Here is a 12,636-nt window from a genome sequence, read left to right as displayed (position 1 = left end):
GAGGGCGAGCCGACAACGTTCCTTTCGCCGCGCCGTATTCTGCCGGAAGCCCGTGGCCGTGCCCTCGTGGAGCAGGCGGCCCGCCGGGTCGCTCAGGCTCCCGGCGCGGGCCCGCCAGGCCGCACTGTCCCTCTGAAAACAGGGGGCGGAGGCCACGCACGAGCCCTTCTCCAAAGCCGCTTCCTCCCTGTTCCAGCCGCAGGTGGAGCGCTGGCTGCGCCAGTCAGTAGGGCAGGGGAGCGGGACTTCAGTCCGGCGTGCGGGTGCTGCCCAGAATCCAGGAAAGGTACGGCGCGTGCCCCTCCGCGATGTCCACGCGCAGCACCTCCGGGACGTCGTAGGGATGCAGCTCGACGATGCGCGCGCGCAGCGGCTCGAATAGGGCCGCGCGCGTCTTGAGGATGAGCAGGACCTCGGGCTCGTCCTGGACCTTCCCCTCCCACCGGTAGATGGAGCGCAAGCCGGGAACGATGTTGCCGCACGCGGCGAGCTGCGCTTCCACCAGCGCGCGGGCCAGCTCGGCGGCCTTGTCCTCGGTGGGGGCGGTGACGAGGACGATGATGGCGTCAGTCATGGGCGCAGGATGCGTGAAGCTTCCGCCGGCCGTCGAGCGGGATGGCGCAGACAGGCGTCCCGCGTGACTACCGTCCCAGCGTGCGCCCACCGCCCGTCGCATGGTGCATGGGCGCGTCCATCTCCTGCCGGGTGCGGCGCCGGTCCGGCGTGTCCTTGGGAAACTCTACGAATGTGCACAGCTCGCACAGCCGGCTGTAGATGCGCTCACCCACGCGCTCTCGGAGCAGCTCCGTGTCGCGGGCCGCGCTGCGTGAGTCCTCGGTGGTGCGGTAGCCTGTCGGCGCCGCGCTTCGGATGGCGCGCTTCTCCGGCTCCAGGGAGTAGTTCGACGCGAACAGCGTGGTGCGGCCCGCGTTGTAGCGGCGGGCAATCAGCTCATCGAGCGTCTCCATCTCGAAGGGGCTGCCGCGGCCCTTGCCCATCTCGTCGATGGCCAGCACCTCCACCTCCGACAGGGGCCCGATGATTTCGCCGCCGCTCTTGCCCTCCTGGAAGCCACGCCGGATGGTCGCGTAGAGGAGGGAGATTTCGACGTAGCGCCCACGCACGCCCAACTCCAGAGCCAGGTGCGCCAGCGTCGCCGCCAGGAGGTGTGTCTTCCCGGTGCCCACGGGCCCGCTGAGGATGAAGCCCTTGGACGAACCACCCGGCACATACTGGAAGGCGAACTGCATGGCCACATTGCGGCCCCTGTCTTGTTCCTCCTTGGATGCGCGGTAGTTTTCAAAGTTTGCATGCGCTGCTGAGGCAGGCAGACCCAGCGCATCGAAGCGAGCAATGCGCTTTCGCAGCTTGGTGCAACTGCACGCCTCCATCACCTCGTAGCGCCGGGGGCCCATCTTCTGGCTGAACTCGCCCTCGCGCTCGACCAGCACGTGCCCGCGCCCGCCGCACACCGAGCAGTGCTCGGAGCACGCGCAGATGCGCGCCTGGGCCTGGTCCCCGCGGCGCTCGATGACATAGGTCCGCCCGCCGCACTCACCACACGCCTCGCCATTCGCCTTTGGAGCCATCTCACGCACCGCCATACCAGAGCCTCTCCTCGGTCGTCAGTCCACTGAACGGGCGGCCAGGTGTTCCGCCCGCCTACATCTCCTTCACGCCCAGCCGCCGCCGCACCGTCGCCAGCACCCGGAAGCGCCGGGACACCTTTCGGGCGCGCGGCGACATCACCTGTTGTTCCGCGGACGCCGTCAGGGCCTCACGCCACACGGCGCACCGGTCCAGGAAGGGCAGGGCGCGCAGCACCAGCAGGAATGCCAGCGCTTCCTGGGCGTCCATGGCCGCCGGCTCTTCCGGAACATGCGCCAGGACGGTGATGCGCAGGTTGCGCACACGGTGCGACAGCGCTTCGTTCCGCCCCGCCAGGTCCTCGAGCGCCGCGCACAGCCGCGCGTGCCGCGTCTCCTCCCAGGAACGGGCCCGCTTGCGCTTGGGATTGGAGGAGGGTTCCTCACCCGCGCCCGCCGCGAGCTCCCGGTACTTCTTGATCTCCGACTCCACCTGCCGCCGGCACGCGCGCAGCGAGCGCAGCACCGGCTCTCCGGGCCGCGCGTCCCAGAGGGCCTTCTCCGCCGAGCGGGAGATGCCGCGCGCCACCACCTCGAAGGGAACGCCTTCCCGGGCCCAGGTCGTCAAAAGCTCGGTGTCCAGCGCGGAGAGCATCAGCCCCGCGCCACGCACAGCGAGGAAGTAGTCCTGCACCAGCTCTTCGAAGCTGGCGCTTTCGGGGAGGAGACTCATGATCCGACGCGTACTCCAGTGCAGGGAGGCCGGGCAACCGACCGTCCGTTCCCCCATACCTGGCAGGTCCGACATGGCAACTCCAGGGCGCCGATTTTCACAGCGAATCTGGAAGATTTTGAACCGACGCTCCCCGAGGAAAGCAGGCGGCCAGTCAGTGTTGACCCGCCGCGCGGAAACCGCGCATAGTGAGGGTCCCCGAATGGAAATTCCCGAAGATTCCCGGACACTTGCCTACCAAGCAAGCAACCGGGGACGCCGGTGCCCCTCTCCTAGGAAGACCATGCGCCGTTCGCTTCTCGTCTGCCTCGTCCTCCTGGCCACGGCCTCCGCCGCCCAGGAGAAGAAAGCCCCGCGCGATGCCGATCTCGGCCGGAAGTCCGCCACAGCGGTGGACAAGTCCCTGGCTGGCGACATCACCCGTGAAAAGAAGAAAGAAGAGGTCGCTCCCGCGCTCCAGTACGACCAGTTCCGGCTGGGCGTTGAGCTGCAAGTGGCCTCCAAGCGGCGCGAGCAGATCCAGTCGCTGAAGAAGATCATCTCCCTGTCGCCGGATCCGAAGGAGGCCCCCAGCCTCCTGTTCCGCCTGGGCGAGTTCTACTGGGAGGAGTCCAAGTTCTTCTTCTTCGAGGCGAACCGGAAGGATGACGACCTCATCCAGGCCATGAACCGCAACGATGCCGCGGGCCAGCAGCAGGCCAAGTCGGAGAAGGCGGCGTTCATCGCGAAGCAGAAGGAGTACGGCAAGCTCGCGGTGGAGCAGTACACGAAGATCGTCCAGGAGTACCCGAACTTCGAGCGCACCGACGAGGTGCTCTTCTTCCTCGGCCAGTACCTCATGGAGGACGGTCAGGACCGCAAGGCGCTGGTGGCCTTCAAGCGCCTGGTGGAGAAGCACCCGCAGTCGAAGTTCATCCCGGACGCCTACTTCGCCTTCGGCGAGTACTACTTCAACAACTCCAAGGGGAAGCGCCCGGAGCTGGAGAAGGCGCTGGTTGCGTACAAGAAGGCCTCCGAGTTCCCCGAGAACCAGGTGTACGCATTCGCCCTCTACAAGCAGGGCTGGTGCCACTACAACATGGGCGACTTCGAGTCGGCCAAGGACAAGTTCAAGACGGTGGTGCTCTACGGTGAGCTCGCCGGCGCCAACGCCGTGGAGAAGGACGGCGGCAAGAGCGGCCGCGGCTCGCTGCTGCGCGAGGCGCGCACCGACTACGTGCGGGCGTTCGCGCACCAGGGTGACGTGGCGCAGGCTCGGGCGGACTTCGGCAAGGTGGCCACCAACCCGGAAGACCGCTTCACGATGCTGAAGCAGCTCGCCAACCTGTACTACGGCGATGGCAAGGACCGCGAGGCGGCCATCACCTACAACAGCCTCATCAAGGAGAAGCCGCTGTCCCCCGAGGCTCCTGGCTTCCAGGGCCGCATCGTCGACTGCATCCTCCGCATGGGCAACAAGGAGCGCACCGTGGTCCAGGTGCGCCGGCTCGTGAAGATCATGAAGGAGGTGGAGGGCTCCGGCGTCATCAAGGAGGACAAGGACAAGAAGCTGCTGGCGGAGGCGAAGGAGCTGTCCGAGCGCACGCTGTCCAACCTCGCCGTCACCTGGCACAACGAGGGCAAGAAGACGCGCAACGAGGAGACGTTCCGCTACGCGGACGCGGTGTACAGCGACTACCTCACGCTCTTCCCGGAGAACCCCAAGGCGTACGACCTGCGCTTCTTCTGGGCCGAGTTGCTCAACGACAGCCTGCAGAACTACGACAAGGCCGCCGCCAACTACACGCTCGTCGTGCTCCAGGACGCCAAGGTGCTGGAGGCCAAGGACGACAAGGGCAAGCCGAAGCCGGGCAAGCCGGGCAAGTGGCTGCAGAACGCCGCCTACAACGCGGTGCTGGCCTACGACGAGGTCGTCAAGGCGGGCGAGGCGCGGGGCGAGGGCAAGAGCGAGGCGGTGGGCTCGGACATCACCAAGAAGGCCACCATCCCCACGCTGAAGAAGGCGCTGCTCGACGCGTGCGAGCGCTACCTCAAGTACGTGCCGAAGGGTGAGAAGCGGGTGGAGATCGCCTTCAAGGCGGCCAACATCTACTACCGCCACAACCACTTCGATGAGGCGGTGCTGCGCTTCAGCGAGATCGCGCTGGGCTACCCCGAGTACAAGTTCGAGAACGGCGAGCGCGCGGCGGAGATCTCCGCCAACCTCATCCTCGACTCGTACCACCTGCTCCAGGACTACGCGAAGGTGAACGAGTGGGCGCGGCGCTTCTACGCCAACGACAAGCTGGCGGTGGGCAAGTTCCGCGACGACCTGGCGAAGCTCATCGAGCAGTCGTCCTTCAAGCTCGTCAGCCAGCTGGAGGAGAAGAAGGAGTTCGAGAAGGCCGCCGAGGCGTACCTGGCCTTCGTGAAGGACTTCCCGCAGACGGAGATCGCCGACCTGGCGCTCTACAATGCGTCCGTCGACTACTACAAGGCGAAGCGCCTGGATAAGGCCATCGAGGTGCGCAAGCGCCTGTTCGCCGAGTACCCGCGCTCCAAGCACGTGCCGGACTCCATCTACGCGAACGCGGAGGCGCTGGAGGCCATTGGCGACTTCGAGGATGCGGCGACGACGTACGAGGCCTACGTGCGCGGCTACGAGCGCAGCCTGGGTGAGAAGGGCAACGCCAAGGCGCGCGGTGGCAACAGCAAGAAGAAGAAGGGCGCGGCGGCGGACGACAGCAAGCCCGCGGTGGTGCAGAAGTGGGACGAGTCCAAGGCGCAGGTGGCGCTCTTCAACGCCGCCACCTACCGCGAGGGCCTGGGCCAGGTGAAGGCGGCGCTGCGCAACCGCGAGCACTACCTGACGCTGTGGCCGCGCGCGAAGGACGCCGACGAAATCCGCATCTCCATCATCGACCTGACGGCCAAGAGCGGCGCCGCGTTCAAGGCCATCAAGATGCTGGAGGAGTACGAGCGCGACAACATGCGCTCCCCCAGCCGGTTCCTGGCCGCTGAGGGCCGCATCGTCGACCTGTACAAGAAGATGGGCAAGACGCGGGACGTGGCCCGCATGCAAAAGCGAATCTTCGAGCACTTCGACCAGCTGCCCCGCCGCGTGCAGGGTTCGCTGGAGAAGCCGGCGCTCGCAACGGCCGCGCAGGCGCAGTTCCTGTCGGTGGACCTGGACTGGAACGAGTACCGGCGCCTGAAGCTGTACTGGGGTGCTCCGCCGTCGCCGGACCGCTTCAAGGCGAGCATCCAGGACAAGAGCCGCGCGCTCCAGGTGGTGGAGAAGAAGTACGTGCAGACGGTGACGCTGGGCGCGCCCGAGCCCGCCATCTGCGCGCTGCACCGCATTGGCCTGGCGTATGACCACTTCGCCGATCGCCTCATCAACGCCCCCATGCCGCGCGGCCTGGATGAGGAGTCGGAGCAGGCGCTGCGCGACGAGTTCACCAACCAGGCGCAGCCGCTCAAGGACAAGGCGACCGAGGCGTTCTCCGCCACGGTGGCCAAGAGCCGCGAGTTGGACGTCTACAACGACTGCGCGGCGGAGAGCCTGAAGCTGCTGCGCACCACGTACCAGCCGGACCGCTACCCCGACATGCCCGAGGAGAAGGTGGCGCTGAAGGGCCGCGTGCAGCTCATTGGCGGCGACCTGCTGGCCAACATCCAGGACGTGCCGCCGCCGGCGCCCAAGGCGGCGGACGCGCAGCAGGCCCGCGCGGAGACGCTGCAGGAGGACCTCACGGACCTCACCGCGCAGCTGCGCTCGCAGACCGAGACCCAGGTGGACGCCCGACCGGCGGCCACCACCAACGGCGCCACTCCCGCGAAGCAGGGCGGGAATGACGAGGAGCCGGAGGACTTCCTCTAATGAACCGGACGACCCGCACCATGCGCCTGTTCCCCCTGTTGGCGGCTGTCTCGCTGGCCGCCGCCGGCTGTACTTCCTCCAAGGCCACCGGCCCCGCCACGGGCAAGACGGCGGATCCGAACGCCGGCAAGGCGGAGGCCCTGCAGCCCATCTCCAACACGGCCAAGGCCCGCTTCGAGGACGCGCTGAAGGCGTTCGACACGCAGAAGAAGGCCAAGGCCATCGACTACCCGTCGCTGGAGCGGAAGTTCCAGTCCGCGCTGGAGGCGGACGGCAACCTCGCCGAGGCCGACTACAACCTGGGTGTGCTCGCCGAGCGTCAGGGCAAGCTGACCGAGGCGCGCAACCACTACAAGACAGCGCTCACGAAGAAGCCCTCGCTGCGGCAGGCCTCGGAGAACCTGGCCGTGATGGAGCAGAACGCGGGCAACGTCGCTGGCGCGGTTGCGCTGTACCAGGAGGTGCTCCAGCGCTACCCGGATGACGCGCAGTCCCGCGCGCGGCTGGCGGAGATCTACCGGCAGCAGGGGGACCACACCAAGGCCATGGACCTGACGCGCGCCGCGCTGATGCGCGACCCGCAGTCCACCACCGCGCTGAAGGTGATGATCCGCAGCTACCTGGACCGCAAGCAGCTCGCCATGGCGAAGCTGGTGGCCCTGCGCGGCGTGAAGCTGGACGCGGCGGATCCGGAGCTCCACCACGCCGTGGGCCTCATCCTCCTGCAGGAAGGGGACGTGGACGACGCGCGCCTGTCCTTCAAGAAGGCGCTGGAGGTTCGCGAGGACTACGTGCCGTCGCACGTGGAGCTGGCGCAGCTGGCCCTGTCCGCGGAGAACTTCCCGGCGGCCGAGCAGCACCTGCGCCGCATTCTCCAGGCGGACGGGAAGAACGCCGCCGCGCACCTGGGCCTGGGCGTCGCCTACAAGGGCATGGGCCAGTTCGACAAGGCCATGCAGGAGTACGACGAGGCGGAGAAGCTCGACCCCGAGCTGGCGGCGGTTCACCTCAACCGCGCCATCATCCTTCACAAGGTGAAGGACGCGCCCGAGCGCGCCTCGGAGCTGTACCGCAAGTACATCGCCATGGCCGGTGGTGAGGTGGCGCTGCCCGCCGAGGCCCCCGTGTACGCCCTGCTGCGCGAGGTGGAGGTCGTCGTCAACGCGAAGCGCGAGGCCAAGTTCGCCGAGGAGCAGGCGAAGCAGATGGAGGAGCTGCAGAAGCAGCAGCAGGCCCAGATGCAGGCCGCGGAGAAGGCGGCTGGGAAGGCCAACCCGCCCGCCACCGCCGCGACGCCGGCGTCTGGAACGGGCGCCGCGCCCCAGGTCGCCCCCGGGAGCGGCAACACGCCGCCGGCGCCGACCCCCGCGAACGGAAACTCCGACCAGAAGAATGCAGGCTCGGCGGAACCCGGGGAGCCGGAAGACGACCTGCTGTGAAAGATGGGACGCCCCCGAGTGCCTTCGCTGTGGCGGGGGCGCGGGGGATGATGCGAACCTTGTGTTTCCCCCTCATCCGGGGATTCGGTGTGCGAAGGGGCCCCCGGGTCCCTTCCGGGAGGCAGTGATGCGGAAGGCGTTGATGCTGTGTGCGGCGCTCGCGGTGACGCCCGCCCTGGCCCAGGACGAGGGCTCCAACCCGGGTGGTTCAGGGGAGGGCAATGTGCGCTACTCCAAGACGACCAACATCGACTTCGAGGACGACACCATCGAGGGCGACCTCACGAAGCCGGATGGCGAGTACATCGATGCGCGTGAGAGGGTGAAGCACTCGAACCTCATCCGCATCCGCGAGGACTTCGAGGACAAGGTGATGCAGTCCGTGGGCGAGCTGTAGCCAGCGCCACAAAGCGGCGGGAACCCACCGCCGCGCGCGTTGTCTGACGCCGTACCCACTTTACGTTGGAGCCCCCATGGCCGTTCCTCTGACACTCAAGGTCTTCAAGGGCGACTCGCTGGTCGCCTCCAAGGACTACGAGCGCGACATCATCAAGATTGGCCGTCTCTCCTCGGCGCACCTGTGCCTGGAGGACGAGAAGGTCAGCCGCATCCACTCCGTCATCGAGGTCGCCAGCGACGGCGCCATGTCCATCATCGACATGGGCAGCGTCGAGGGCACGTACGTCAACGGCAAGCGCGTCACCAAGGGGCTCCTGTCCTTCGGTGATGAAATCCGCGTGGGTGGCACCACCATCCGTCTGGAGAACCCGGCCGCGGTGGCCGCGGTGAACCTGGCGGCCGCGGCGGCCAACTCGGAGGTGGTGACGGAGAAGAATCCGGTCATCGCCGCGCCGGCGCCGGCCGAGGGCCTGGCGCAGGCCGCGGTGGCCGCTCCAGCCGCGGGTGCCATCGACCCGTCCTTCGCCGCCACCCAGCAGAACCCGGTGGCCGCTCCCGCCGAGCCCGCGCCGGCCCCCGTCGTGGCAGCGCCGGAGGAAGCCGCGGCGCGCGTGCGGACGGTTCGCCGCACGAAGTCCAGCGGTCCGTTGGGCGTGGGCCTGCGCTTCGCGTGGGGTGACCAGCGCGTGGGCGAGTTCTTCCTGGCTCCCGGCAGGAAGGGGGCCTTCGTCGTCGGCAGCGCCGCGGGCGTGGACTTCGTCATGGGGGACGCCCGCCTGGGCGCCCCGACGTTCGACGCGGTTCGTTCGGACGGCCAGTCCTTCACCGTTCGCTTCACCGCGAAGATGAAGGGCGAGCTCACCCGCAAGGGCGAGACGCTGGACCTGAAGGCCGTCATCGAGTCCGGCAAGGCCTCGCATGAGGGCGACGCGTACTCGCTCACGCTGGACGCGGATGACTTCGTCTGGGTGGACCTGGGCGGCGTGACGCTCGAGGTGGCCTTCCAGCCGGTGCCCAAGCGCGTCGTGGTGCCGCTGGGCGAGGCGGTGGACTACACCGCGCTCAACATCTTCCTGGTGCTGTTCTTCATCGCGACGGCGTTCGTCATCACCGCGATGAACCGCACGGGCGCGGGGGACGAGTACGCGGACGAGCTGTCGACGGACAACGCCCGTATCGCCAAGCTCATCATCAAGCCGCCGGAGACGCAGAAGAACAAGTTCCTCGAGCGCCTCAACCAGCAGAAGGAGCAGAAGAAGAGCGGGGAGATGGCGGCGAAGAACCGCGGCGACGAAGGTCAGATGGGCAAGAAGGAGGCGCCCAAGACCAACAACCGCACCGCGCCCAAGGGCGACCCGAACAAGAAGGACGAGGCGCGCGCGCTGACGGCGAAGATCTTCGGCGGCGGCAAGGGCGGCATCTCCACGGTGTTCGGCAAGAGCGGCCTGGGCGGCGACCTGAAGAGCGCCATGGGCAACATGTTCGGCGCCAAGGCGGGCAACTCCGGCGGCTTCGGTGGCATGGGGCTGCGCGGCACGAGCGGCGGCGGCGGCGGCACGGGTGACACCATCGGCATCGGCGGCATTGGCACCAAGGGCCGTGGCGGCGGCACCGGCACCTACGGCAGCGGCGTGGGCGTGCTGGGCGGCAAGCAGAGCGTCGACGTGGGCATCACCTCGTCCGACCCGGAGGTCATGGGCTCGCTGGACAAGGAGCTCATCCGCCAGGTCATCCATCGCAACCGCGGACAGATCCGCTACTGCTTCGAGAGCCTCCTCAACCGCTTCCCGAAGCTGGGCGGCAAGGTGGCGGTGAAGTTCGTCATCGCGGGGAATGGCACGGTCGCCTCGTCGTCGGTGGCGCAGACCACGGCGGGCAACGCGGAGCTGGAGACGTGCGTGGCCGGACGCGTTCGCACCTGGAAGTTCCCCGAGCCGAAGGGCGGCGGCGTGGTGGTCGTCACGTATCCGTTCATCTTCAAGCAGTCCGGCGAATAGCGCCGGGTGGCCTTTCTCCGGGTGGGCAGGCCTGACGAAGGTCTGCCCACCGCGCCTTTCCCCGGCTCCCACTCCCCCGAGGGGGCCGGGCCAACGTCAGGACCGCATGAAAGCCCTCGCCTCACTTGCCCTGTGCGCCTCGTTCGTTCTCCCCACGGTCGCGAGCGCCCAGAATTCCACTACTGCTCAGGGAGACCGCCCAGCTGTCACGTTCGATGAAATCGAGCGGGGCATCTACTTCGCGGTGCTCGGTGGGCCCCTGTTCATCACCAACCCGCCGGCGGCCGAAGGCACGCCGCGTCCGTTCTCCTCCGGGCCCATGGCGCAGGTGGAGGTGGGCGTGGACCTGGGCGAGCACGTGTCCGTCGGCCTGTTCATCATGGGCTCGAGCGTGCGGACGAGCGCTCAGTACGTGGGCAACTCCGGCGGCGCGGTGTCGGGTGACTTCTCCACCCTGATCCCCGGCGCGGTGTTGCGTGCTCGCCTGGTGGGGTTCGCTGACAGTCAGGAAGTGAAGCGCACCTGGTTCTATCTCCGTGCAGGTGCTGGCTATGCGATGTTCTCGCCGCAGCGGCTCCTCCCCGATTCCGACATTCTTGTGTTTGCCGGGCCCGGAGTGGAGTACTACACACGGCTGCGCCACTTTTCCGTGGGGCTCGAGGTGACGGGGCAGTACCTCGTCTCCGGGGGCTCATTCGGGTTCGCGGTGGCGCCGAACATTCGCTACGCGTTCTAGCGGGAGAAAGACGTGCCTCAGGAGAATGGAAGCGGTGGGCCGCGCCCGGGTGGGCGCGGTCGTGACGGGGGTGCACCGGGCCAGGGTCCTCGCCGTGACGGACCGGGCGGTGGTTTTGGTGGCCGTGGCGGGCCCGGACGCGGTGACGGCCGTGGGCGTGGAGATGGCCGTGGACGCGGGCGCGATCGTGAAGAGGGCCCCGTGGGCCCTGGCCAGCGCGTCATCTCCGAGCTGAGCATCCTGGAGAAGGCGCTCTCCAAGACGGATTTCGGGGCGGAGAAGGCGCCGCTGCAGGCCATTGTCCGCTCGCTTCGGCCCATGCGGCTGAAGTCGCTGGACGACCTGGACCTGAACACGCGTGGCCGCCTCATCACCACGCTGCTGCGCGTGCAGCGTCAGCCGAAGCCGGCCGCGCCCGAGGTGCCCGTCGCCGAGGAGGCCGCTGCACCCTCCGAGGCGCCGGCTCCCGTGGAGGCAGCCGCGCCCGCCGAGGGGGAGGCGCCCACCGAGGCACCCGCCGCCGAGGGTGAGGCAGCCGCGCCCGCCGAGGCTGCTGCTCCCGCGGTGGACTCGGCGCGCGAGAAGTTCGATGCGTGGACGGACGTCATCTTCCTGGTCGGTCAGGCCTGGCGTGCCGCGGGTGATACCGAGCGCGCGGAGGCGGCCTTCGCCGCCAGCGGCCGTCAGCCCGGCCCCGAGGCCGAGGAGCCCGTCGCGGCGCCTCGTTCCGAGGAGCGCCGTGAGCGGGGCGACCGTCCCGAGCGTGGCGAGCGCCGTGAGCGGGGCCCTCGGCCCGAGCGCGGTGAGCGTGCCGCTTCGGGTGAGCGCCGGGAGCGTCCGGAGCGCCGCGAGCGTCCCGCCCGGGGTGAGCGTCCGGAGCGTCCGGAGCGTCCGGAGCGTGGCGAGCGTCCGCTGCCGGAGCTGACGGGCACCTGGGACGAGCAGGCGAAGCAGCTTGAGACCATGGGCCGTACCCGCGACGCGGGCCGGCTGCACGAGCGCAACAACTCCTTCGCGGAGGCGGCTCGCCTCTTCGAGGCGGGTGGCGACCTCAAGAGCGCCCTGCGCAACGCTCTGGCCGGGAGCGACAACGACATGGCCCGCCGTCTGGTGGGTACGCTGCCGCCGGATCAGCTCGCGCCCACGCTGGAGAAGGCCGGCGCCTACGAGCTCCTCATGGAGCACTTCGTCGGCAAGGGTGACTTCGAGAACGTGGCCCGCCTCTATGAGCGCGCCCGTCAGTTCGACCAGGCGGCGCTCGCCTACGAGCGTTCCGGGAAGCTCACCCTGGCGCGCAAGTCGTACGAGCGCGCGCGGGATGTTGCCAGCGCCAACCGCATCCGTGGGCTTGAGGTGAAGAGCCTGGTGGAGCGGGGTGATCGGCTCGGTGCCGCCACCCTGCTGGCGGCCGTGGGCCAGCGCCGTGAGGCGGTGGAGGTTCTCAGCCCGCTGCCTCCGCCCAAGGCCTTCCACTTCATGCAGCGTCTGAAGCTGGACGACGAGGCGAAGGAGCTGGCGCAGAAGGAGCTGGCCCGGGCCGAGCAGGAGCAGAAGCCGGCCGGCCGCGCCCGGTGGCTGGAGCTGCTCGGGGACATCGCCGCCGCCGCCGAGGCATGGGAGGGCGCTGGCCGCAAGGACAAGGCGCTCCCGCTCCATGAGAAGCTTGGCAACCTGCCTCGCGCCGCTCAGCTCGCGGAGGAGCTGCAGCAGCGTGACAAGGCCATTGCCCTCTACACCCAGCTGAACGACAGCGCGGGTGTGGAGCGTGCGAAGGCGCTTCCTGAGACGACCGCAACTGCCCAGGCCCCCGCGGCGGATGCGGCGGACGGAAGCGAGGGTGGCGAAGGTGGCGAGACGCCGCCGGACGCTCCCTCGGCCGGGTAG

At 68.6% G+C, this 12,636-nt stretch carries 10 protein-coding genes; 7 read left to right on the top strand and 3 right to left on the bottom strand.

Annotation, left to right across the window (positions count from 1 at the left end; translation table 11 throughout):
* Nucleotides 1–247: 247 nt before the first annotated feature.
* The 3 genes from cutA to BHS09_RS24980 all read right to left on the bottom strand — a co-directional run bounded on the left by cutA (nt 248) and on the right by BHS09_RS24980 (nt 2,319).
* Nucleotides 248–574, bottom strand: coding sequence for a divalent-cation tolerance protein CutA (gene cutA, locus BHS09_RS24990; protein ID WP_140799335.1), 327 nt, complete (start codon nt 572–574; stop codon nt 248–250).
* A 67-nt stretch (nt 575–641) separates the two neighbouring features.
* On the bottom strand, nt 642–1,604 hold the full coding sequence (locus BHS09_RS24985; RefSeq protein ID WP_140793891.1) for an ATP-binding protein: 963 nt from the start codon (nt 1,602–1,604) through the stop codon (nt 642–644).
* A gap of 58 nt (nt 1,605–1,662) precedes the next feature.
* Nucleotides 1,663–2,319, bottom strand: a complete 657-nt coding sequence (locus tag BHS09_RS24980; RefSeq protein WP_174260083.1) for a hypothetical protein — start codon at nt 2,317–2,319, stop codon at nt 1,663–1,665.
* A 283-nt stretch (nt 2,320–2,602) separates the two neighbouring features.
* Here BHS09_RS24980 and BHS09_RS24975 point away from each other — a divergent pair, with 283 nt between their 5' ends.
* From BHS09_RS24975 to BHS09_RS24950, 7 genes are all read left to right on the top strand, one after another.
* Nucleotides 2,603–6,181 (top strand): tetratricopeptide repeat protein, encoded by a 3,579-nt coding sequence (locus BHS09_RS24975; RefSeq protein WP_174258886.1) that lies wholly within the window; start codon nt 2,603–2,605, stop codon nt 6,179–6,181.
* Nucleotides 6,181–7,620, top strand: a complete 1,440-nt coding sequence (gene gltE, locus BHS09_RS24970; protein ID WP_140793885.1) for an adventurous gliding motility TPR repeat lipoprotein GltE — start codon at nt 6,181–6,183, stop codon at nt 7,618–7,620. The genes BHS09_RS24975 and gltE overlap by 1 nt, the downstream gene beginning before the upstream one ends.
* A 127-nt stretch (nt 7,621–7,747) precedes the next feature.
* Nucleotides 7,748–8,017, top strand: a complete 270-nt coding sequence (cglF, locus tag BHS09_RS24965) for an adventurous gliding motility protein CglF (RefSeq protein ID WP_140793883.1) — start codon at nt 7,748–7,750, stop codon at nt 8,015–8,017.
* Nucleotides 8,018–8,093: 76 nt separating this feature from the next.
* A complete protein-coding gene (gene gltG / locus BHS09_RS24960; RefSeq protein ID WP_140799334.1) occupies nt 8,094–10,016 on the top strand; it encodes an adventurous gliding motility protein GltG in 1,923 nt (640 codons plus the stop codon).
* A gap of 106 nt (nt 10,017–10,122) precedes the next feature.
* Complete coding sequence (gene cglE / locus BHS09_RS24955; RefSeq protein ID WP_140799333.1) at nt 10,123–10,752, top strand: adventurous gliding motility protein CglE; 630 nt, start codon at nt 10,123–10,125, stop codon at nt 10,750–10,752.
* Nucleotides 10,753–10,777: 25 nt separating this feature from the next.
* On the top strand, nt 10,778–10,987 hold the full coding sequence (locus BHS09_RS38915; protein WP_174258885.1) for a hypothetical protein: 210 nt from the start codon (nt 10,778–10,780) through the stop codon (nt 10,985–10,987).
* Nucleotides 10,954–12,636, top strand: coding sequence for a DEAD/DEAH box helicase (locus BHS09_RS24950; RefSeq protein ID WP_174260586.1), 1,683 nt, complete (start codon nt 10,954–10,956; stop codon nt 12,634–12,636). Before BHS09_RS38915 ends, BHS09_RS24950 begins: the two co-directional genes overlap by 34 nt.

The organism is Myxococcus xanthus (assembly GCF_006402735.1).
Taxonomy (GTDB): Bacteria; Myxococcota; Myxococcia; order Myxococcales; family Myxococcaceae; genus Myxococcus; species Myxococcus xanthus_A.
Note: the sequence above shows the minus strand (reverse complement) of the source record. Positions and strands in the feature narration are given on the sequence as shown.